Raw genomic sequence first — 21,597 nt, 5'->3', positions numbered from 1 at the left:
ATATGGAATTAACCAGAAGTAGTGGGGTTTTGCTACATATAACTTCTTTACCTTCAGAATATGGTATTGGGGATTTAGGAACTTCTGCTTATAAATTTGTCGATTTTCTTAAGGCTTCCGGGCATAAATACTGGCAATTATTGCCACTTAATCCTACTCATAACACTTTTCATCATTCTCCTTATAGTAGTTATTCCGCTTTTGCGGGCAATCCGCTTTTAATTAGTCCGGAATTACTCGAGAAAGAAAAACTGGTAGATTTAAAGAAGTTTTCGATTCCGAAGAAACTTTCTGCTGAAAAAGTGAATTTTGAGCCTGTAGAAAAATATAAAACTGATTTGCTGGATTCTGCTTATTCGAATTTTAAGGAGCGAAAGGCAGATTTCCCTGATTTTGAAAAATTTTGTAACAGGCACGCAACATGGTTGAATGATTTCGCGATCTTCAAATCCCTTACACAGAAGTTTAGTAAGGGCTGGCTGGAATGGCCGGAAGAGTTGCGCGACAGGAAACCCGCAGGACTAAAAAAAGCGGAAAAAGAACTTTTTGAAGAAATTGAAAAAGAAAAATTCATTCAGTACCTGTTTTTTAAGCAGTGGGAAAGTCTCACCAGCTATGCACATAAGAATGATGTACAGCTGATTGGTGATATTCCATTTTATGTTAACCATGAAAGTGCAGACTGCTGGGCGAATACAGAATATTTTAAACTGGACAGTGATAAAATGCCCACACATGTTTCCGGAGTACCACCAGATTATTTCAGTGAAACTGGTCAGCTCTGGGGAACTCCGGTATTTGAATGGAAAACGCTAAAGAAAAATAAATACGATTGGTGGGTAAAACGGATAAAGCAAAACCTGTTATTGTTTGACCTGGTAAGAATCGATCATTTCCGGGCTTTTGCAGCATACTGGCAGGTACCGGCCGGAGATGAAACAGCCATTAACGGAAAATGGGTGAAATCTCCGGGAACGGAATTTTTTAAAATCATTGAAAAGGAGATTCCCGAAATGCCTTTTATTGCCGAGGATCTTGGACAACTGGATCAACCGGTTTACGACCTGCTGGAAAAATTTAATTTTCCCGGCATGAATGTATTGCAATTTGCTTTTGGCGAAGAAAAGGCAGAGAATCCATATCTGCCATTTAACCACAAATCCCACAGCATAGCTTACACCGGAACTCATGATAACAATACTACCGTAGGCTGGTTTAAAGCTGCGGATAAAGTCACAAAACAACATTTAAAGAGATATTCAGATAAACGTGTGACAGTGAATAATGTTCACGAAATATTGCACAGAATTGTACTGAGATCTGTGGCGAAAATTGCCATTTTTCCACTTCAGGATATTATCGGGCTTGGGGAGGAAGCACTTATGAATACTCCCGGAAGTATTGAAGGTAACTGGACCTGGCGTGTAAAAGAGGTTCAGATTCCTTTAGAAGCTGTCAAAAGTTTACGTGAGCAAAATATTCTCTTCGGAAGATTTAAAGAACCCAAGCCAGTCAAAAAGGTTAAGAAGTAAAGAGGACAGTGACAGCAAGGTTTTTAAGATTAGTGACAAAAAAATATCTAACTTTACCTGAACCAAAAAATATTTTATGCTGTCACCATATTTAATAAAGCTAAAACAGGGGCTAACCGGCCTCTTGTTTTTTGCCTGTACAATTGCTTTTCAAGCTCAAACCACTTCTTCTCAGCATTCTGAACCGCTATCTGAAGCTGCACCAGAAAGTGTGGGAATCTCGTCAGAGAGGTTGGAAAAAATCAGTGAAATGATTCAGTCTTCGATTGATGAAAATCAAATTCCGGGAGCGGTGGCGTTGATTGCAAAAGACGGCAAAATCATCTACCTCAAAGCTTTTGGCAAAGCCAATGCTGAAGGAAAGGAGCTGGAAAAGGATGCTGTTTTCAGGATTGCTTCACAAACCAAGGCTATAACTTCAACAGCAGTTATGATGCTGTGGGAAGAAGGAAAATTTCAGCTGGACGATCCTGTTTCTAAATATATTCCGGAATTTGAGAATCCGCAGGTGCTGGAAAGCTTTAATGAGGCTGATTCCTCTTATACTACAAAGCCTGCAGATAAGGAGATTACGATACGTCATTTACTCACCCACACTTCCGGATTAGGCTACGGAATGATAGATTCAGATCCCAGGATTAGAAAGATATATCAGAAAGCAGGAGTAACAGAATTGTTTACAACCGCAAATGTGAAAATTGGAGAAGTAATTAAAAAGCTTGGGAAACTTCCTTTGCACCACAATCCGGGTGAAAAATTCACTTATAGCATGGGACTGGATGTGCTGGGATATTTTGTAGAAGTTGTGTCAGGCCAGTCATTTAGCGATTATCTGGAAGAGCATATTTTTGATCCCCTGGAAATGGAGGACACCCATTTTTACCAGCCTGAAGGTAGCAAGGAAAGGCTGGTTTCTGTTCAGGTAAAAGAAGGTGGCCAATGGAAAAATCTCGAACCTACTTTTTATGATCCCGATTACCCTATAAAAGGAGCACAGACTTTTTATTCCGGTGGTGCAGGTCTTTCCAGCACGGCTGAAGATTACGCCACTTTTCTTCAGATGTACTTAAACAAAGGAGAATTAAACGGAACACGTTTGTTAAGCAGGACTACAATAAATAGCATCCTCGGAAATCACACAGAGGATCTTTTTGGCGGGAAAAACAAGTACCATGGACTGGCGTTTGGAGTGGTAACTCCCGAAGGGCAGGATATGGGCGGCATCGGCAGCACTGGCACCTTCGACTGGGGAGGATATTTTAATACCCAGTATTTTGCAGACCCTGAAGAAGATGTAATTGGTATAATAATGAAACAAACTTCTGGTGGGACAGGAGACCAAACCGGCTGGAAATTTCGCCAGATGGTTATGGCAAGTATTGATGATTAATGGTAGAAAATAAAATCGCCTGTTGTTTCAAAACAACAGGCGATACATTTTTTAACGGTATTTAATCTTGATCATCCTCCATATTCCTTTTTATCTTCTCAATAGCATTTTGGATTGATTTCTCAGGCTCAATTATGTTGTTATTTCCCCAGAATTCAGCGTCATAGAACCCTGATACATCATCACTCATCACTACATAGGGATCTATAAATTCTGTTTTCTTTTGTTCTACAAGGTCAGAGTATTTTTCCCAATCTGTTATTACCATTTCACTGTTAATAGTATATCGCGAATTAAAAATTTTTCTCTTCCAGTTCACTACATATTCCATAACAGCATTGCCGTAGGCGTAATGCCACTTCCCGTCTTTTTCAGCGTAGTCAACTTTATAGGCGAGATCTACGGGATATACCTTAGATCCCGAAGGTTTCTTCTTTACAAACATTTTACTTGCTGTGCGTTTATCGTCAACATTTAAATTATACTCTGCCCGTACGAGTGTAAGAGATTGAGCGTCAATAAACAATTGTCCAAAATACCATGGACTTGACTTATCTTTCTCTTCGAAATTTACCACATAAATATAATTGTCATCAATTTTGGTGGGTTCATCAAAAGTGTACTCATAGTTTGCAGTCATACCCGGCTCCAGGACATACTCTGTATATTTTATAAGGTCCAGGTAAAGTGCATTAAAAGGCCCACCTCTTAATTTTAAAGCGAGGGTATCCAGCTTGTTATAATCGGTACTTTTTCTTGCTTTAAATATAGAGACAAGATCATCTTTGTTGGAGTTGTGCGGACTCTTGTATATCTTCACAACTGCTTCAGACAAAGAGACATTTGTACGTCTTCTTTTAATTGTTTCCCGATAGAAGGAGGTCATTAAGGTTTGATCTGTAAAATAATTCTCATCCTTTTTCTGAAGCATTTTATCAACCAATGCTTTGGGATCTTTAGCATCAAAAATATTAATTTCTGAAAGTTCTTCCACATTGCTTACCAGTTCCACGCGGTTATTGTTGCTAAAATAATCCAGCGGGAGACTTTTACTATTATAGCCTAACATGGAAACTGTAACGGTTACCGGTAAAATACTCGTAGGTACACGGAGCGAAAATTCTCCATCTGAATTGCTTATCGTGGTAATATTGCTTCTATTCACTGCAATTGAAGCAGAAGCTATAGGATCATCGCTCTCGCTGTTTACTACTATTCCTTTATAAACATTAAAACTCGTGGAATCGGTCTGCTGTTCCTGGAAGTTAGCACTAAGGGCGGGCGAAAGGCCGAAAACGAGTAGAAAAAGAGCACTGTATATTTTTTGCAGGCGGAAGTTTAATTTTGATGTTTCCATGGCATGTAGTTTTACTTCCTAAGATACTAAAAACTAAGCTTTTATTAACAAAATTTTAGTTAAATTAATTTGGAAATGTGCAGCAGGATTTAATAAGAATAAAAATTATTCCGGAAGTGAGCAGTATTATTGCGGACTGCTGAAAATGGCCGTTTTCGGCATGCTGCTTTGTGCAGCAGGTTGGCAATTGTACTGTGTATCCACCTTTTCTGTTGATTGCTGCGGAGACAAATAAGGAATGCCAAGCCCGAGACCTCTAACCACGAACATTAGCCCCATAATAACCACAAAGACCGGAATTGCATGTCTAATGTGCTTCCGTACCTTGCCGGAAAGGACATCTCTTGACCTCTGTAAAATTTCAAATAATTATACCGGACAATAATAATTATTTAAAAATACGCTTGCCCTAATGCACCACGCCATAAAATAGTTTTTATATATTGAAAAAGAGTGAAAATTATAACGCTTCACCAGATGAAGTACAAACGATACTCGGGTAGGAGAGAAGCAAATACTTTTTGAGACCCGACGGGCAGGCACTTCAAAAAAAATTAAGCATAGACAAAGAATTTAAGATGAAAACAGAAAAGGAAAAAATGATGGCCGGAGAGCCTTATGATGCACATGGGAAAGAGCTTATTGAAGTCCGTACCAGGGTGAAACGTATTCTTCATAAACTAAATGTCACTGAATATTATACAGATAAGTTCCAGGAAACCATAAACGAATTATGTCCTAATTCAGCTAAAAATATACATTTAGAACCACCTTTCCATTGTGACTATGGGGAAAATATCTATGCTGCAGAGAATGTTTTTGTCAATTTTGGAGCAGTTATCTTAGATGGGGCAAAAGTCACTATAGGAAAGGGAACACTCCTCGCTCCCGGAGTGCATATTTACACCTCAAGGCATCCTTTAGGAATTAAGGAACGAAGGCTGTGGGAAGATTGCAAGCCCGTAAACATAGGAGAAGAATGCTGGATTGGCGGACATGCAACGATTTGCCCCGGGGTAAATATTGGTGACAGGGCTGTAATTGGAGCAGGAGCAGTGGTGACAAAAGATATTCCGGCAGATACATTAGCAGTTGGGAATCCCGCAAAAGTGGTTAAGAAATTAAACTAGGAGAACTAAATGTTCCAGCTCCAGAAATCTGCGCATAAGATATCTGTTTTAAAGAGGTAACGGTTGGCAAAAGATTCTTTTCCCGGGTTGCATTCTGCCAATGCACGTTTTAATCTGCAGGATTTATGCGAGAGATGGGCGGCCTTATTGATTGCTTCCAATTTATGATTTTACTTTACCTTCAGGGGTGGAGCTTCTCAAAGTTATTTATATTTGTGAAAAAAATATGAAAATTAAAATCAGCCTTTTGGCACTCCTGTTCATTTCCTTTATTTCCTGTAACGATGATATCAATTCCGTAGATTATGTAAGCCTCAATGATCAGGAAATTCAGGATTATCTGGAAGAAAATGATCTTGAAGCAGAGAAGAGTAATTCAGGATTGTATTATATTATTGAAGAGGAAGGAACAGGGGAGCAACCGACAGCAACAGACGATGTAAGGATCGCGTACAAAGGTTACTTTACTGATGGTGAGATTTTCGATCAAAGTGATGCGGGTGGAGTTACCTTTAATCTACAGGAGGTAGTCAGGGGCTGGACAGAGGGAATAACGTATTTTAAAGAGGGTGGGAGCGGAATGCTTCTCGTACCCTCACACCTAGCTTACGGCCCGAATAATTACAGGGGTATTCCCGGAGGTTCTGTTTTAATTTTTGAAATTGAGCTTTTAGAGGTTGTTGATGCTACCAATTAATTTATAGATATATTGGAAACCGGGTAGCAGTAGAATTGCTTCAAAGAACGTTTTTCTCGTTGACAACGCTTCGGAAATTTTCTAATAAGTCCTTGATCAGTCTATTATTTGCCAGGATAGGATAGGCAGCATATTTACTATATATATTATTTATTTTGTAAGTGTGATGCGTTTTTAGATGTTCCGGCATCCAATTTTAAAGCAAGGATCCCGCAAAACTTTTATTTTCAATAAAACGTTGAAGTTTCTTCTAATTAAAAATACGCCACCCCAGTCTTAAGCTGACTATCGGAGAGAAAAAAGAACTACCGGACTCATTGAAACCATAGCCTCCACCTAAGTTAAGATCTAATTTAAAACCAGCACCATAATAGCGCTGCAATCCCCACACCGGACCAATGACACCGAAGTAATTTTCATTATACTCCAAATCCCCGATTATTGGTTTACTAGTCTGGATGGCGCCACTTAAAGCAATATAATTTCCACTATTACTGGAGATGTTTTTTCCTTTTTCAAAACGCTTCTTTAAGTTATAATAATGGCGGTACTGAACATTAAAAATTGGATAGATACCAAAACCTTCCCCAAATATTCCTTTTCTATACGCAAACCCTGATCCTGCTCTTAAATCTAAAGTTGCAGAATTTGTTAGGCCATATTCATACTCCAGCCCGGGAGTTAAAATGTTTACTGATAATAAACCCTCTTCCACTGAAGGTTGATTTTGAGCATCAATGTTTAAAAATGAACAAAAGCAGAAGCTGAGTAGTAATATTTTTTTCATTCAGAAGTTTTGTGAAAATAAAGGGCGCAAGTTAAAAAAACACTGTTCGCCAAACGGGATTGTCCAGGTTTTTTCTCCACCTGAATTGAGATTTATCTTATCCGGACATAAGTATAAATATATCCTTCTGAAGGATCAGGCGCAGCAAACGAGCACGGAGTTGCGATTTAAAAAATTTTTTAGCAATGTTGGCATTTTTTACCCGCTATTGCTTTTTGGTCAGATCTTTTATTTCCTCAAGGGTTGTTACATCGTTGACTATTCCTCCCATCATACAAATGTTTGTTCTGATTTTTCCATTATCGTCAATATTCCCAAAAAAGATGTAGCTGTAGCTTATCTTATACAGTCGGTCACAATTTGTCCATTCTGTCTGATAACTATATTTTCCATCTACTAATTGATCTTTTATTCCACCTTTAAAATTTTCAATAATTTTAAAAATTGGTTCATAACCGCCCTTGTTTGCATAATCATCCCCGAATGTGTAGTATTTGACCTGTTCTGCGTAAACCGGATCATCGCGGTCGTCAACGCCTAAAACTGTTCCATAAAAGATTATATCGGCATCCTCAACCATCTCTTCGATTGACTTAGTTAAAATACATTCACAGGCGTGAAGTCCGCCGGTAAGGAAAAGAAAGATTAATAGTATCTGAAACTTAAATTTCATAGTCAGCGTTTTAGCTTGCTGCCAGTCGTCCCGGTTGTAGGAACGTGGAATTGACGGCTTATATGATTTTATTCCTGGGTTTTAAGATTATAATATTTTGATAAAAGAAATGCATCCGCTTAGCTTTCAATCTCCTTAAATTTTACTTTTGTAATATTAAAAATACAGCTTTAATTTTACTAAAAGTCATGGTGTTTGTCCGAGGAATGGTTGGCAACGTATTTGTGTATGATTTGTGGAGTGTAAAAGCACCTGATCTGGCAAATACAAACCGAATAGAAAATCCGCCGGGATTTTCGGAAGTAGGCGCGAACTAGCCATTAATTATACACTGTGCTGGTAGTGGTTATTTCTTCTGCTATGAATAATTCAGCTATTTTAAATGTAATATCGAATAATTCAGATGACGAACCACTCCTATTCATTGCTACAGCTATAGATGTATTATATTCAGGCAGAAGTACTAGCATTGCGAGAGAGCCTGAGGCAGTTCCACCGTGATGAATAATTCTAATTTCTCGGTTGTCTTTAATTACATCTTTTCTTATATCATTTCGCCAACCTAAACCATAGTTTTGTTCATTTACTTTACCGTTTTTCAATTGAACAGGTTCAAATAGCAACTTCGTTGTTGTGGAATTTATAAGTTCTTGATTAAGTACTCCATTCCCAAATTTTACTAAATCAATTGGTGTAGAAAGAAAACCACCACCAGCCCATTTGTTACTACTATTGGTCTTGTATGCTTTATTTATTTTGTTATCTGCATTATCATAGAATTCAGCTATATTATTTGATTTGTTAACAGCGTAGTCTGGTATTGTTTCAGTTAATTTAAAGGTTCAAACACGTTTGTTTTCATAAATTCAAGGTAATCCAGATTAGTAGCACCCTCAATTATTCCACTCAATAACGTATAATTATAAGTACTGTAGTTAAAATCTGTACTTGGTTCAAAAATAAGGTCATCATTATTAAAAATTAAGACACTCTGTTTAATGGAATTATATTGGTTATTATTATAGAATTCCCAAATAGGAAAACATAGACAACTACTGTAGTTTCTAATACCAGATGTATGGGAAGCTAATTCTTTTATTGTTAATTTGGATAACTTACTATTTGCGTATGGTACATAATTTTCTACAATTGAATTAGGTTCAATAGTTTTCCTTTCAAACAATAAACCTAAACCAACAGAAGTAAGGCTTTTTGAAATACTCCCAATTCTATATTTTGTTATTGAATCTGCAAAATTTTTTTTTTTCAAAGTCTGCATAACCAATAGAATTTGACCAAATTAAAGAATCATTCATTCCGACAGCAATAGAAATAGATGGTGCTTCAAGTAATTTAAATTCTTTTCCTAATATTTCATCCGCTTTATTTTTCAACGTTTCAGAATGTGTTTTCTTTGGATGAATTTCTTCTAAATTTGGCATTTCAGTTCTACCTATGTAATAAGTAAAAACAGGCTCAAAAAGAAAGTAGCTTAAGATTAATACTCCAATTACGCATATAATAATAGTCAGGTTTTTTTTCATTTATTTTACGATAAAAAATTAAGAGAATATTAGCATTTTCTGGTATTATCGATTCAAATTTTAGATAACAAATCTATTTTAGAAATTATAAAATTCTGAATTGTGGTAATATACTGATGAGCTGTAATTACTGCTAAAGGTCTCGTTTATCGCAAGTTCCGGGAGTAGGGGACGTGGGGATATTGGCGATTAGCCGATGTTAGACACAATTAATGACCCCTAATACATGCTCTTATAAACATATTGCCAAAATTGGTTTTTTCATACATTCCTTTATCTTCTATTCTTACTTTTCTAAGTTCTTCCTCATTATATTTTTCAAAAATTTTTTTGATCTCAGGATCTAGATCTTCTAGAATTTTTTCAAATTTTGTTTCAAGTACAGTAAGATAATATGGTTTTCTACTAATCAGACCTAATGACTCTAAATTGTCTAAGTAGATTGGTAAATTGTCCGGCCAGTTTAATATCAATTTTTGTTTTAAGCCAGTTTCCCCTTTAATTACAAGTCGATATTGTGCAGAATTGTCAGGATTGTTAATATGTTTAATGTCTATTACAGGAATTGCAATTGCGGTTGCTAAATATTTTAAAATACGAGCTTCGTCTGGTGAAATTCTATCAATTATTTGTATAAAACCTGGGTGAGCATCTTTTGCTTTTTTGGAAGATGAAGCACTGGCTAATAATTTTACAAAGGCATCACTTAGTTCTTTATTTGAAACATATGAGAATCTGTCTAGAATCGGATTTGATATCTCTGTAGGAACTGGAGTAATTTCTTCTTCAGGTAAATTTTCCAGTTTTTCCTCGTATTTTTTCAGATTGCTCTCAAAATATAATCTTGTTCTCTCATTGAACCATTTTATAGGCCATAAAACGGTATTACTAACATTCACAATAGTGCCTAAAGCTTGTCCAGCTTTCTTACTTGGTTTACTTAAAAGATCTTGATAAAGTTTTGATACCAACTTTCCTTGACCTAAATGAATTAAAGCATTAACGTTTGATTCTTCATCACTCATTATCTTGAATTTTATGGCTAATTATGCCTAACGGTCTGCGTATGGTGCCGCAGCTATCACGTAGGATAGCTATGCATTATACACCTTGTTAGCATCGTTTTAAAGTTGATTGGCTACAAATTTACACTTAGAGGTGTTTTTGAATAGGGACCCCAAATTTGATTCAGAATAGAGTTCCTCGACCTTATCATATAATTCATCATGTACATGGTTAAATATCCTTGTTAGTTTTTCATTTGAAATATCCGAATGCACAATCTCCTCTTCTTTAAGTTTCTTATACACTCTGTGAAGGATGAATCTATTGCCATGGGTTACAAATAGTTTATCGCGCCCATGATTAGAATTCTTTTTTTGAGATATTAGTTTTTCTATTCGTTGAAGTATAAAAACTTCCTTACTCAATTCAATTGCATCTGTTGATCCATTGAAAAAGAGCTTGTAAGGTGTTTTTTCTATATCATTCCAGAGTTTGCTAATCTCACGCTTAGCCTGTACTGAATAAGATACATCCTCATGTAAACAGGCTTTAGCAACGACAGCCTCATTGAGATCAAAACCTAGATCGTCTTTTTCTGGAAATTCTCCCGATCTAAAGACATAATTGATGTTTTCAATTGCTAATTCGCTCTTTAATCTTGCCTGTTGAGGGTCTAGTGATACAAAATCTCTACTATCAATTCGGTTCTGAGTATTGTTTGTTCTTGTAATTCTCTTAGATTCTTGTTCATTTTCCTCTGATACTTCAAAAATCCGAATCCATATTCGTATCTGTTCTACATTGTTAGGTTCTGATTTTGAACTTTCAGTGATAGTTCCAACGGTTTGCGCACCATTGACAACTCTGAGATTCTTACATACAAAGATCCCAGATTCTGAACCAGCACCGCCAATAGCTTTTTTGTTTATATCATTTGCCAAGGCAGTGATTCCATTGTTGTAATACCAAAATTTTTCTGGAGCTTCGCTTATGGTTTGAGAAATACCTTCGTTTACTTCTGTATCGCCTAAATGCAGCCTAATATTCGGGGAGAATAGTTGGCGGCCATTTGCTTTGTATAAATTCGCTAAGTCACTTCCTGCTACAAGACCAAAATAAGATTTTATTGGAAAGTCTATTTTACTCCAATTATATAGAATTAAATCTGAATCAATGGGGGTTCCTAAAGATCCTCTGGAAATAAAAGAATAAATATCATTTATTTTAATTGGCTTGAAACTGAAAATATCTGTAGAGTTTATTGAGTTATTATCTTCAAGAAAATCATTGATTGATCCTTGAACATGGTCAGAGATATTGCCTGTTCCTGAATGTATGGTTACCAACACAAATCTTGTTTGAATATCGAGTAAATAATTCTCTATTTCAGGTATTCTTTCTTTTATTGATTTATTAAAGTTTTCATATTTAGGTATTAAAAGCTCCTTCACACCCTTTAAAAATTTCCCGATTTCACCAACATCTATTGAACCAGTTCCGTCCTTGTGAAATTTAGACTGAATCAAATAGAGAGTTTTGTCAGTGGAATCGAAATATATTCCATCTAACCCATTATCATCATAACCATCGGTAACATATAAACAGGCTTCATCAGGTTCTACATTTCCTTGCATACACATAGCTAATGCGCATAAAGAACGAGTCAATTTCATGTTTTCCACCTGCTCTGTAGATTTACTCGATTCGTCCTCATTGAGAAAAACGTGATCAAAGTATTTTTCCTCAAGATATTTTTTTATTTGCCTAATTTGTAACATAATTGTATTTATTGATGCCAACGTCCTCATAAATGTACCATTACATTTATTTACGGGTTATTCTAGATAAATTACCAGAGGGTAGGGATTCCGGTGAGAGGATATAAATCTAAATAAAATCTTAAAAACGAAAGATGTTTCTTTCAATTTTTTACCTGTTTTTATTTTAGTCCGGTCTTCAGGAGTTTTATAAAATGGTCAGACAACAGAAAATACATAGGTATGAAAAAAGGAAATAGGAGATAATGTCTAAAGCGGGAGATGGCCTCAGCAGGGGTTTTTGCTTTATTTTAACACCGGAAATAAGGCGTTCGTGTTCTTTTTTTCTAATTTGATTTACCTAATCAACAAAATTAAAAATTATGAAGAAGTTATTTTTATTATTTGCATTAGTGTTTTCAGTAAGTACGTCATTTGTTTCCTGCAGGGATACTCCTGAAGAGGAAAGGGCTGAAGAAGCGGCAGAAGCCGTTGAGGAAAGAACAGATGAAATTGAGGAAGCAGCAGATGAAGTTGAGGATGAATACTAGTAGTAAACTCAGCATTTGATAATTAAAATTAAAAGCCGAGATTGGGTAAATTTTTATTTCCTTTTAAGGTTTTTCGAAATGAAACCTTCATTCCTTGATCTCCTTCCGGCTGTTTCTTATCCTAATATGGGTGAAATGGCAAAGCACGGGAGTAACACGTGAAGGTTGTTAAGAAAAGGCTGTCGAATTTCGACGGCCTTTTGCAGTGCTTAGCTCCTTGTAGCGATATTTGGCTTTTTTTAGCAGAAAACTATGAACTCCCACGGTTTTTAAAGAGCAAATCTTCCTATTCGAAATATTTGAAGCTAATTTTTTACCATGAAAGACAATTTCTCCACAAAATCGGCGGATTACGCCAAATTCCGGCCTGTTTATCCCCAGGAAGTTTATGATTTTATCGAAAAACAGCTTCCACAGCAGCAAAAAGCATGGGATTGTGGTACAGGGAATGGCCAGGTAGCCGCAGAACTGGCAAAATTCTTTGATAAGGTTTGTGCTACAGATATTAGTGAGCAGCAGTTAGGCCATGCCCCCAAAATGGCAAATATCGACTACTCCAGGCAGCCTGCCGAGTCTACAAATTTTCCCGATGATCATTTTGATCTGGTAACTGTGGCGCAGGCGATACATTGGTTCGAATTTAATAAATTCTATAAGGAAGTAAAGCGTGTTCTAAAACCAGGGGCGATAATTGCCATTTTTGGCTACGGACTTTTTAAAAGTAACCCCGAAACCAATGAAGTTATCGATCATTTTTACCAAAATATAATAGGGGAGTACTGGGATCCGGAAAGGAGATACCTGGATGAGGAATATAAAACGATTCCCTTTCCTTTTAAAGAAATTGAAACTCCGGAAATCTCACTTCAGCTTCACTGGAGTTACGATCAGCTAATTGGCTATTTAAAAACCTGGTCCGCCGTAAAGCATTATGAAAAAGCCAACGGTAAAAACCCGGTAGATCTTATTGCAGAAGACCTGAAAGAAGCTTTTGGCGAAAATGGGGAAATTACGTATCCCATTTTATTTAGGATGGGGAAATTTCAGTAGTCAGTCTCTCATTTTACTCAAAAGCAGTGTTTTTTATTACAACTGAAAATAAAAAAACCAAAATTCAGACTCCTTAACTTCAGGAATCAGAATTTCGGTTTTCTGTTTTATTATTGAGAGAATTCAGAATGCCACAACAGTATTTCAATCCGCTTTTCTTTACGAAAACTATTGTTTTACGCTGCAGCCAATTGCTTTTGTTTCTTTAGTAGTAACTTCTTTTCCCGCTAAAAGTTCATTTACGGCATTAGCCAGAAAACGTTCGTTTACGGCATCAGCATTTCGCACATTATCGTCAATGGCGCCGATATACTTTACAATATTTTTTCCGTCTTCTTTTTGAAGCAAATAAACATGCGGGGTTTTTGTAGCACCATATTTGGCATGTACGGTTTGGCTTTCATCAAACAGGTAAGGAAAAGTAAATCCTGCTTCATCGGCTTTTTGCTGCATTTTTTCAAAAGTGTCGTCCGGTTGCACCTCAGGGTTATTCGGATTAATAGCAATTACAGGATAGCCTTTTTCTTTAAATTCCTGGTCAAGTGCCACAATTCGATCTTCGCTGGCCACGGCAAAAGGACAGGTGTTGCAGGTAAAAATAACGATATAACCTTTGGCATCAGGATAATCTGAAAGGGAGACCATCGAGCCGTCAACATTTTCCAGGTTAAAGTCGGTCGCTTCATCGCCAATTGTGTAACCGTAAGCTGTAGTTGTTTCTTCTTCAGAAAGAATGGCCATTTCCTTTTTTTCTGAATTTCCAGGCATGTCTTTTTGAGCTGCATCCTTACAACTGCCTAAAGAAAATGTGGCTATAAGAGCCAGAACGGGTAAAAATGTTTTTATTTTCATATTTATAAAAATGATTGAAGTTCAGTGTTTAATTCTTCGTAAGTAAAGGTACGTTCATAAAATTTCCGTTCCTGCTGGTTTAATATAATAGTAGCGGGAATAGCGCCGCTCCACTCTTCAGAGACTTTTGGTATCCAGGAATTGGCATCAGGATCATCCAGCAGTACCACTTCACTTTTTAAACTGTTTTCTTTTATAAAAGGAATTACCTGCTGTTCTATCTTATCAGGAAAATCGAGGCTGGCCAAAACCACTTTTACCTTCTTACTGGCAAGCTGTTCATTCAGCTTTTCAAAGGCCGGTAATTCTTCTACACAAGGTTTGCACCAGGTAGCCCAGAAATTAATGACATAGGTAGTGTCATTTTTTTGCTGAAGATATTTCGAATAAAAAGCTTCAAAATCGACAGTACTGACTACAGCCGAAGATGCAACTTCTTTTTCTGAAGAATTTTTCTGTACCGTTTCTTGCGAAGTATCGATACTTTCAGTTGTTTTTGCATTGTCTGCGCAGGCAAGGCAAATACTAACTGCTATAAGACTCATTAGCTTTTTCATCTCGTAAAAATATTCAATCAGATTGATATTCATGAAGCAAAAGAGTTAAATAGTTAGAAAGTCGGGAAGTAAATAGTGAAGAGAAAAGGATGATGATGTATGTGAGGGACAGAAAGTTAGCACTGACAAGGACGAGTGGTTTCTTGTAGATTTACTCGTGATTGGGTGGTGGTACGGGAGATCTTCAGAAAATATTGGGGAAGAGCAAAATTAAAGTAAAAATTCTATATTTAGTGCTGAAAAATATGGCGGAATTTTTGATGCTTTAGCCTCAATTTCCAAAAGCCGCAGTTTATATTTTGTTGCGGTTCAAAATTTTAAGTTATCGATTATGAAAAAAACATATGTAATTCTTCTACTGATTTTTACGGTGAACCCTGCGCTTCTTTCAGCTCAGATAGGAGATCAGTCCGTTACCCAACAAGTTCTCCAGGAATTGAACAGGGAGAGAACGTTACTGAGTCAGAACCTCGACTTCCGGATAAAAGAAATAGATTCCAAGATCAATAATCTGGACGAGAGTATTAAGAATACCAATTCTGCCGCAGAAAAGGTGGAAAAGCTTGTGGAACGGGTTAAGTTCCTGGAGGAGCGTCAGGAAGAAATAGATAAAAACACAGTTGGCGTTTATAAGTATAATTACAGTTCAGCTGTCCTGAATCTGGCCTCTATGGAGCGCGAAATAAAGCCGCTCAATTTATTTAATTCTTCACGCGAATTTTATTCGACATTAGATAAGGTCAGCAACCCAATGAATTATGAAGGATATAAAGAGTGGTTTGGGAACTTCAAAAAGTATATAGAAGAAGAACAGGAAGACGATGCAAAATTAGCAGCGCTAAACCATATTATTGGTGTTACGGGAGATCTTGCCCAGGGAACGCCTTTTACAGGAATGTTTGCCGGAACACTTTTCGACGGAATCAGTCAGTTTGTAAATTCTCTGGGTCGACGCGACCGGGAAATGAAAGAGAAAAGTCTTGAAATGCTTAAATTGACGACCACAGTTTCCCAGTTTACGCACGATAAAGATCTTATTGAAACGGAATGGGAGGCGATCAATAAAAGCCTGGATGAACTTAAGGAACTTCAGAATAAAGCGATGAAGGAGAATCTTGTGAATATTTTGGGGATTGATCTGAAGGAGTTTGAGCAAAAATTCACCAATGAAACCGATGCTAAAAAAAGAACTCAGTATATTCTCGATATTTCTAAAGTCGCAGAAAATAAAATCGCTGAAGAGAAAACTAAAAATCCGGAGAACTGGAAACAGGATTATTATGACCAGATGATGACGGTTCAAAATCTGAAAATCCGTTTCGGAACAATTACGTTCAGGATTCTTGAAAATCTAAATAAATATGAAGGACTGATCCAAAAATATCAGAATGATAAATATCTGAAAGAGGAAATGGCGCAGTTAAAACTAAAGCTGAACCTGGTAAGAAACAGTTTTGAATCCACTTTTAATCCGCAGGAATACATCAAAGCTTCTAATGAGATGTATGTTGTTGAGTAAAGTTTAAGGTTAAAAGTTTAAAGTTTTAAAGGAAAAAAAATTGGAAAGTAGAAAGCCCGGACCTGCTTTTAAAAGCGACAGAATACGAACTATTAACAATAAACAAAAAAAAGAGGTTGCTGAATTTGATTACAACAACCTCTTTTATTTAATATAAAAAACTATTAAACCAGTTTATCTACCTGTCTGGCGATTTCCAGTTCTTCATTAGTGGGAATAACCATAACCATAACCTTAGAAAATTCGCTGCTGATTGTCCTGTTCTCTTTAGAACGAATATCGTTCTTACCTGGATCCAGCTCAATACCAAGAAAATCCATATTCTCACAAATCAGATTTCTCATGGTGCTGCTGTTTTCTCCAATTCCGGCGGTAAAAACAAGGAGGTCCAGGCCATTCATTACGGCTACATAGGAGCCGATATACTTTTTGATCCTGTAGGCGTTCATTTCTAAAGCCAGCTTACATTCGCGGTTTCCTTTTTGTGCTTCTATCTCAATATCGCGTAAATCGCTAAAACCGGTTAAACCCAGCATTCCGCTTTTTTTGGTAAGCAGTTCATTAACTTCATTCAGACTATAGCCTAATTCATCCACCAAATGAAATATAACTGAAGGATCTATATCTCCACTCCGGGTACCCATAATTAAACCTGAACGCGGAGTGAAACCCATGGAATGATCTACACTTTTTCCGTTTTCTACTGCCGTAATGCTACAGCCATTACCAAGATGGACACTGATTATTTTAGAACCGGATCTTCCCAGCTTTTCGATTGCCTTTTCTGAAACATATTTGTGGCTCGTACCATGAAATCCATAAAGACGAATATCATTTTCTTCTGTGAGTTTATTCGGAATCGCATACTTATAGGCTTTCGCAGGAATACTGCTATGAAAAGTTGTATCGAAAACTGCTACCTGCTTCGCATCTGGAAAAACATCTTCTGCTACTTCTATCCCCGTTAGATTGGGCGGATTATGCAGCGGAGCCAGAGAAAATAGCGACTTAATTTCCTGTTTTACTTTGTCGTTTATAACTGTGGTTTCAGAAAAAGCTGTTCCGCCGTGAACCACCCGGTGACCCATAGCAGTAATATCTGAGGAGTTCTCAATCACTCCTTTTTCGGGATCCATAAGAAGGTTCGTAACTTCTTTTAATGCTACCGAATGATTGGGAACGTCTTGTTCCTGACTTCCTGAATATCTTTCGGAAGTAAAATGTATTTCTGATTTTTTTTGACCTATGCGCTCTACAAGTCCTGAAGCCAGAACTTTTTCTGTAGGCATTTGTATTAATTGAAATTTAAAGGAAGAACTTCCGGTGTTTATTACAAGTATATTATTCATTATAGATTGTTCAGGTTTTTAAAAATTTAAATTTTGAATTCTAAATTTTAAATATTTTTTTCACTACTCACTACTCACTACTCACTACTCACTACTCACTACTCACTACTCACTATTTACTACTCAGCACCCATTCCCTGAGCCTGGATTGCGGTTAAAACTACGGTATTAAAAACATCGTCGATGGTGCAGCCGCGGCTAAGGTCATTTACAGGTTTATTAAGTCCTTGTAGCATTGGTCCAATTGCCAACGCTCCGGTTTCCCTTTGTACTGCTTTATAAGTGTTGTTTCCGGTATTAAGGTCGGGGAAAATAAGCAGGTTTGCCTGTCCTGCTACTTCAGAATCTGGCATTTTACTTTTTCCGATGGTGATATCCACAGCAGCATCGTATTGAATTGGTCCTTCAATTTTTAGATCGGGACGTTTGTTTTTTACAATTTCAGTAGCCTGGCGAACCCGGTCTACATCGGCTCCTTTTCCGGAAGTTCCGGAAGAGTAGGAGAGCATGGCAATTTTTGGGTCTATCCCAAAAGCGAAGCAGCTTTCTGCAGAAGAAATCGTGATTTCCGCGAGTTCTTCCGCAGTAGGATTCGGATTAATTGCGCAATCTCCAAAAACTGAAACCCTATCTTCCAGGCACATAAAGAATACTGAAGAAACTACAGAAACTCCCGGTTTTGTCTTGATAAACTGAAGTGCAGGTCTGATGGTGTGCTGAGTGGTATGAGCCGCACCAGAAACCATTCCGTCGGCATGTCCTTTATAAATCATCATGGTTCCAAAATAAGAAACATCGGTCATCCAGTCCCTGGCCATATCCATATTCACTCCTTTGTGCTTTCTTATATCGTATAAAGTTTCAGCATAATCCTGAAAATGATCTGATTTTTCCGGATCTATAATATTTACTTTATTTAAGTCAAAGTGAAGACCGAGTTTCATGATTTTTTGTTTGATCACCTCCACATCACCAAGAAGAGTAATATCCACAATATCAATAGCCAAAAGTCTTCCCGCGGCAATTAAAATCCGATCATCGGTACCTTCAGGTAAAACAATATGCTTTTTGCTCTGCTGCGCCCGCTTTACCAGCCCATACTGGAACATGCGTGGCGTGATTCCGTGAGGTTCAAAATTGATAAGCCGTTCCACTAAAGGATCAAAAGAAACATAGCGTTCAAAAGTGCTTATCGTAGTTTCAATTTTCTGAATACTGTCGGCATAAATATTAGATTTTATAGCACCAACCCGGTTTGTCACATTAAAAGTTCCATCCTCTACAGAAATTATCGGAACAATTTCAGAAAGCCCTTCAATTAATTTTAGAATAGAAGGCTCGGGAGTAAGTCCGCCTGTAAGGATAATTCCCGAAATTCTTGGATAGTTGCTGGAAATATTCGCCTGTAGTGCACCCAGGATAATATCTGCCCTGTCGCCGGGAGTTATCACCAGGCTTTCATTTCTAAGGGTGGTAAGATAATTTCGAAGCTGCATAGCTCCAACACCAAAGTTCCCGGTTTGGTTATTCAAAAACTCATGTCCGAATAATATTTTACCATCAAGGGCTTTCACGATTTCTTTAAGCGTAGGATTGTTTAGAGTTTCTATGAGCGGAATGGCAAAAACGTCTATTTCTTCAGGAAGAAATTCGCGCATATGTTTTTTGGCAGATTCCAGGTTTTCTTCCAGAACCTTATTGCTCACCATCGCAATAACATCTACATCCTTTTCTATAAAAGCATTATAAGCCATCCTAAGGCTTCCCAGGTGTTCTTCCCAGGTTTTATTTTCACCACTCGCGATAATAATTACGGGTATACCAAGATTTCTTGCCGTCACGACGTTCACATCAAACTCGAAAACGCTTCCTTCACCAGAAAAATCGCTTCCTTCTACCAGCACAAAGTCATATTCTTCTTCCAGTTTTTTGTACTTACGGATAATTGTATCAATTACTTCTCCCGATTTCCCTTCATTTCTCTTCTGAATCAATTGATTCCTGGTAAAAGCATATGTATCTTCATAAGGTAGCTGAAGATCGAAGTAAGAAAGGACGGTATCTATATGATTATCTCTTTTTCCCTCGGGAACATCGTTAATAATGGGCCTGAAGTATCCAACTTTTACGGTTTTTCCCAAAAGCGTACGCATTAATCCAAGGGAGATCATCGATTTCCCGCTATGAGATTCTAATGTGGCAATATAAATTCCTTTATTCATTACAAATATTATTATGACGTCAAAATTAAGGCAGATAAAGAGAAAGCCTTCTTTGGTTTGATTAAATTCATGCGAAAACTGATGAAGATCAGCATTCGATCATAATATACGGAAAAGGAACAGCATGAAAAAGTGAAGATAAACAGAGGAGGCTGAAAATTGCCAATTTTCGACCTGCTTAAAGTACGAGGTAAGAAGTACGAAAAGTTAGCTTTACCACGAATCCACAAATAATTTTTAATTGCTTCCGTAGAAGGTTCAGCGTATCCTGCTTCTTGTCTCCTGTTTTCTGATTCAGTTTTTTAAGGTGAGTCTCTAAAATGCCAATTATCGGCCTTCAGTTTAAAAATTACATTTAGCAATTTTGGTTTCTAACTTCTTTCCGCCCCAATATTAATTCTCGGTTCTAATTGCTATCTTTGCACGCTCAAAATTACTGCATCAAAATATAGCATATGAAAGCCGGAATTGTAGGATTACCTAATGTTGGAAAATCAACACTTTTTAACTGTTTGTCCAACGCCAAAGCGCAAAGTGCCAACTTTCCGTTTTGTACGATAGAACCAAATATTGGAGTCGTAAATGTTCCGGATTCCCGTTTGCAAAAATTGGAAAGCTTAGTTAATCCAGAGCGTGTGCAACCGGCCACGGTCGAAATTGTGGATATTGCAGGCCTCGTTAAAGGTGCAAGTAAAGGAGAAGGTTTGGGAAATCAATTTCTTGGAAACATCAGGGAAACCGATGCAATCCTTCATGTTTTGCGCTGTTTTGAAAATGAAAATATTGTTCATGTAGATGGTTCTATAGACCCCATCAGGGACAAGGAGACCATAGATATAGAACTTCAGCTAAAAGACCTGGAAACTGTTGATAAAAAGCTGGAAAAGGTAAAAAGAGCTGCCAAAACCGGGAATAAAGAAGCTCAGAAAGAGGAAGCTGCACTTTTAAAACTGAAAGAAGGCCTGGAAGCAGGAAAATCTGTGAGGGCTATTGAAGTTTCCGAAGATGAACATAAAGAATTTGTGAAGCCACTTCAATTTATAACAGATAAACCGGTGATGTATGTTTGTAATGTGGATGAAGGATCTGCAGTTGATGGAAACAAGCATGTCGACAGGGTTAGAGAAGCTGTAAAAGACGAAAATGCTGAAGTTTTAGTACTCGCTGTTGGTACTGAAGCTGATATTACAGAATTAGATGATTTTGAAGAGCGGCAAATGTTTCTTCAGGATATCGGACTTGAAGAACCGGGTTCTGCAAAACTTATCCGTGGCGCATACAGTCTGCTGAATTTACAGACTTATTTTACTGCCGGCGTTAAGGAAGTCCGCGCATGGACGATTCCAGTCGGGTCTACAGCACCACAGGCTGCCGGGGTAATCCATACCGATTTTGAAAAAGGTTTTATTCGCGCCGAAGTAATTTCTTATGAAGATTTTGTGGGCTTCGGAAGTGAAGCAAAAGTAAAAGAAGCCGGAAAAATGAAGGTAGAAGGGAAGGAGTACATTGTAAAGGACGGCGATGTGATGCATTTTAGGTTTAACGTGTAGAGACGCCCAATCGGGCAATGTGTAGAGACGCTCGATCGAACGTCTCTACACATTGCCCGATTGGATTGTGAAATC

Annotated in this window: 21 protein-coding genes; 8 read left to right on the top strand and 13 right to left on the bottom strand. The window is 37.4% G+C overall.

Annotation, left to right across the window (positions count from 1 at the left end; all coding sequences use genetic code 11):
- Window positions 1-2: 2 nt before the first annotated feature.
- Window positions 3-1,532, top strand: coding sequence for a 4-alpha-glucanotransferase (gene malQ / locus RM541_RS05820; RefSeq protein WP_311499273.1), 1,530 nt, complete (start codon window positions 3-5; stop codon window positions 1,530-1,532).
- Window positions 1,533-1,608: 76 nt separating this feature from the next.
- Window positions 1,609-2,922 carry a serine hydrolase domain-containing protein gene (locus RM541_RS05815; protein WP_311499272.1) on the top strand — a complete coding sequence of 438 codons (1,314 nt, stop codon included), beginning with the start codon at window positions 1,609-1,611 and terminating at the stop codon, window positions 2,920-2,922.
- 61 nt (window positions 2,923-2,983) lie between these two features.
- Here the strand turns inward: RM541_RS05815 and RM541_RS05810 are convergent, their stop codons facing one another.
- Window positions 2,984-4,279 (bottom strand): carboxypeptidase-like regulatory domain-containing protein, encoded by a 1,296-nt coding sequence (locus RM541_RS05810; RefSeq protein WP_311499271.1) that lies wholly within the window; start codon window positions 4,277-4,279, stop codon window positions 2,984-2,986.
- A 578-nt stretch (window positions 4,280-4,857) separates the two neighbouring features.
- Between RM541_RS05810 and RM541_RS05805 the strand changes: the two genes are divergently transcribed.
- Window positions 4,858-5,409, top strand: a complete 552-nt coding sequence (locus RM541_RS05805) for a sugar O-acetyltransferase (RefSeq protein WP_311499270.1) — start codon at window positions 4,858-4,860, stop codon at window positions 5,407-5,409.
- A gap of 5 nt (window positions 5,410-5,414) precedes the next feature.
- Here the strand turns inward: RM541_RS05805 and RM541_RS05800 are convergent, their stop codons facing one another.
- The gene (locus RM541_RS05800; RefSeq protein ID WP_311499269.1) at window positions 5,415-5,570 is read right to left on the bottom strand and encodes a hypothetical protein; all 156 of its coding nucleotides are present in this window, start codon (window positions 5,568-5,570) and stop codon (window positions 5,415-5,417) included.
- Between the two features lie 71 nt (window positions 5,571-5,641).
- Between RM541_RS05800 and RM541_RS05795 the strand changes: the two genes are divergently transcribed.
- Window positions 5,642-6,106, top strand: a complete 465-nt coding sequence (locus tag RM541_RS05795; protein WP_432264663.1) for an FKBP-type peptidyl-prolyl cis-trans isomerase — start codon at window positions 5,642-5,644, stop codon at window positions 6,104-6,106.
- Between the two features lie 250 nt (window positions 6,107-6,356).
- Here the strand turns inward: RM541_RS05795 and RM541_RS05790 are convergent, their stop codons facing one another.
- The 7 genes from RM541_RS05790 to RM541_RS05760 all read right to left on the bottom strand — a co-directional run bounded on the left by RM541_RS05790 (window position 6,357) and on the right by RM541_RS05760 (window position 11,893).
- Window positions 6,357-6,893, bottom strand: coding sequence for a hypothetical protein (locus RM541_RS05790; RefSeq protein WP_311499267.1), 537 nt, complete (start codon window positions 6,891-6,893; stop codon window positions 6,357-6,359).
- 205 nt (window positions 6,894-7,098) lie between these two features.
- Window positions 7,099-7,566: a hypothetical protein gene (locus RM541_RS05785; protein ID WP_311499266.1), complete on the bottom strand. Its 468-nt coding sequence runs from the start codon at window positions 7,564-7,566 to the stop codon at window positions 7,099-7,101.
- A gap of 320 nt (window positions 7,567-7,886) precedes the next feature.
- The gene (locus RM541_RS05780) at window positions 7,887-8,321 is read right to left on the bottom strand and encodes a serine hydrolase (protein ID WP_349254612.1); all 435 of its coding nucleotides are present in this window, start codon (window positions 8,319-8,321) and stop codon (window positions 7,887-7,889) included.
- A 74-nt stretch (window positions 8,322-8,395) separates the two neighbouring features.
- Window positions 8,396-8,845 carry a serine hydrolase domain-containing protein gene (locus RM541_RS05775; RefSeq protein ID WP_311499265.1) on the bottom strand — a complete coding sequence of 150 codons (450 nt, stop codon included), beginning with the start codon at window positions 8,843-8,845 and terminating at the stop codon, window positions 8,396-8,398.
- Complete coding sequence (locus RM541_RS05770) at window positions 8,796-9,110, bottom strand: hypothetical protein (protein ID WP_311499264.1); 315 nt, start codon at window positions 9,108-9,110, stop codon at window positions 8,796-8,798. Before RM541_RS05770 ends, RM541_RS05775 begins: the two co-directional genes overlap by 50 nt.
- 209 nt (window positions 9,111-9,319) lie before the next feature.
- A complete protein-coding gene (locus RM541_RS05765; protein ID WP_311499263.1) occupies window positions 9,320-10,135 on the bottom strand; it encodes a DUF4393 domain-containing protein in 816 nt (271 codons plus the stop codon).
- Window positions 10,136-10,234: 99 nt separating this feature from the next.
- Complete coding sequence (locus RM541_RS05760) at window positions 10,235-11,893, bottom strand: AIPR family protein (protein WP_311499262.1); 1,659 nt, start codon at window positions 11,891-11,893, stop codon at window positions 10,235-10,237.
- A gap of 362 nt (window positions 11,894-12,255) precedes the next feature.
- On the opposite strand from RM541_RS05760, the gene RM541_RS05755 reads away from it, so the two are divergent.
- Window positions 12,256-12,423 carry a hypothetical protein gene (locus tag RM541_RS05755; RefSeq protein WP_311499261.1) on the top strand — a complete coding sequence of 56 codons (168 nt, stop codon included), beginning with the start codon at window positions 12,256-12,258 and terminating at the stop codon, window positions 12,421-12,423.
- Between the two features lie 318 nt (window positions 12,424-12,741).
- Window positions 12,742-13,473 (top strand): class I SAM-dependent methyltransferase, encoded by a 732-nt coding sequence (locus RM541_RS05750; protein ID WP_311499260.1) that lies wholly within the window; start codon window positions 12,742-12,744, stop codon window positions 13,471-13,473.
- 168 nt (window positions 13,474-13,641) lie between these two features.
- Here RM541_RS05750 and RM541_RS05745 read toward each other — a convergent pair whose 3' ends face one another.
- Both RM541_RS05745 and RM541_RS05740 read right to left on the bottom strand, forming a co-directional pair.
- A complete protein-coding gene (locus tag RM541_RS05745; RefSeq protein WP_432264660.1) occupies window positions 13,642-14,325 on the bottom strand; it encodes a thioredoxin family protein in 684 nt (227 codons plus the stop codon).
- A gap of 2 nt (window positions 14,326-14,327) precedes the next feature.
- A complete protein-coding gene (locus tag RM541_RS05740; protein WP_311499259.1) occupies window positions 14,328-14,915 on the bottom strand; it encodes a TlpA disulfide reductase family protein in 588 nt (195 codons plus the stop codon).
- A 298-nt stretch (window positions 14,916-15,213) separates the two neighbouring features.
- On the opposite strand from RM541_RS05740, the gene RM541_RS05735 reads away from it, so the two are divergent.
- A complete protein-coding gene (locus RM541_RS05735) occupies window positions 15,214-16,401 on the top strand; it encodes a hypothetical protein (protein ID WP_311499258.1) in 1,188 nt (395 codons plus the stop codon).
- A 164-nt stretch (window positions 16,402-16,565) separates the two neighbouring features.
- Here RM541_RS05735 and RM541_RS05730 read toward each other — a convergent pair whose 3' ends face one another.
- Complete coding sequence (locus RM541_RS05730) at window positions 16,566-17,750, bottom strand: acetate/propionate family kinase (protein ID WP_311499257.1); 1,185 nt, start codon at window positions 17,748-17,750, stop codon at window positions 16,566-16,568.
- A gap of 119 nt (window positions 17,751-17,869) precedes the next feature.
- A complete protein-coding gene (pta, locus tag RM541_RS05725; protein WP_311499256.1) occupies window positions 17,870-19,972 on the bottom strand; it encodes a phosphate acetyltransferase in 2,103 nt (700 codons plus the stop codon).
- 455 nt (window positions 19,973-20,427) lie between these two features.
- Here pta and ychF point away from each other — a divergent pair, with 455 nt between their 5' ends.
- The gene (gene ychF / locus RM541_RS05720) at window positions 20,428-21,522 is read left to right on the top strand and encodes a redox-regulated ATPase YchF (RefSeq protein WP_311494745.1); all 1,095 of its coding nucleotides are present in this window, start codon (window positions 20,428-20,430) and stop codon (window positions 21,520-21,522) included.
- The last annotated feature ends 75 nt before the right edge of the window (window positions 21,523-21,597 follow it).

Source organism: Autumnicola psychrophila (assembly GCF_031846645.1).
Classification (GTDB): Bacteria; Bacteroidota; Bacteroidia; order Flavobacteriales; family Flavobacteriaceae; genus Autumnicola; species Autumnicola psychrophila.
This window is presented reverse-complemented; position numbering and strand designations above follow the sequence as displayed.

What these genes read in the sequence shown, in the direction of transcription:
- malQ (WP_311499273.1), top strand. Translation starts at nt 3, where the DNA reads ATGGAATTAACCAGAAGTAGTGGGGTTTTGCTACATATAACTTCTTTA.
- RM541_RS05815 (WP_311499272.1), top strand. Translation starts at nt 1,609, where the DNA reads ATGCTGTCACCATATTTAATAAAGCTAAAACAGGGGCTAACCGGCCTC.
- RM541_RS05810 (WP_311499271.1), bottom strand. Translation starts at nt 4,279, where the DNA reads ATGGAAACATCAAAATTAAACTTCCGCCTGCAAAAAATATACAGTGCT.
- RM541_RS05805 (WP_311499270.1), top strand. Translation starts at nt 4,858, where the DNA reads ATGAAAACAGAAAAGGAAAAAATGATGGCCGGAGAGCCTTATGATGCA.
- RM541_RS05790 (WP_311499267.1), bottom strand. Translation starts at nt 6,893, where the DNA reads ATGAAAAAAATATTACTACTCAGCTTCTGCTTTTGTTCATTTTTAAAC.
- RM541_RS05785 (WP_311499266.1), bottom strand. Translation starts at nt 7,566, where the DNA reads ATGAAATTTAAGTTTCAGATACTATTAATCTTTCTTTTCCTTACCGGC.
- RM541_RS05775 (WP_311499265.1), bottom strand. Translation starts at nt 8,845, where the DNA reads ATGCAGACTTTGAAAAAAAAAAATTTTGCAGATTCAATAACAAAATAT.
- RM541_RS05770 (WP_311499264.1), bottom strand. Translation starts at nt 9,110, where the DNA reads ATGAAAAAAAACCTGACTATTATTATATGCGTAATTGGAGTATTAATC.
- RM541_RS05765 (WP_311499263.1), bottom strand. Translation starts at nt 10,135, where the DNA reads ATGAGTGATGAAGAATCAAACGTTAATGCTTTAATTCATTTAGGTCAA.
- RM541_RS05760 (WP_311499262.1), bottom strand. Translation starts at nt 11,893, where the DNA reads ATGTTACAAATTAGGCAAATAAAAAAATATCTTGAGGAAAAATACTTT.
- RM541_RS05755 (WP_311499261.1), top strand. Translation starts at nt 12,256, where the DNA reads ATGAAGAAGTTATTTTTATTATTTGCATTAGTGTTTTCAGTAAGTACG.
- RM541_RS05750 (WP_311499260.1), top strand. Translation starts at nt 12,742, where the DNA reads ATGAAAGACAATTTCTCCACAAAATCGGCGGATTACGCCAAATTCCGG.
- RM541_RS05745 (WP_432264660.1), bottom strand. Translation starts at nt 14,325, where the DNA reads ATGAAAATAAAAACATTTTTACCCGTTCTGGCTCTTATAGCCACATTT.
- RM541_RS05740 (WP_311499259.1), bottom strand. Translation starts at nt 14,915, where the DNA reads ATGAATATCAATCTGATTGAATATTTTTACGAGATGAAAAAGCTAATG.
- RM541_RS05735 (WP_311499258.1), top strand. Translation starts at nt 15,214, where the DNA reads ATGAAAAAAACATATGTAATTCTTCTACTGATTTTTACGGTGAACCCT.
- RM541_RS05730 (WP_311499257.1), bottom strand. Translation starts at nt 17,750, where the DNA reads ATGAATAATATACTTGTAATAAACACCGGAAGTTCTTCCTTTAAATTT.
- pta (WP_311499256.1), bottom strand. Translation starts at nt 19,972, where the DNA reads ATGAATAAAGGAATTTATATTGCCACATTAGAATCTCATAGCGGGAAA.
- ychF (WP_311494745.1), top strand. Translation starts at nt 20,428, where the DNA reads ATGAAAGCCGGAATTGTAGGATTACCTAATGTTGGAAAATCAACACTT.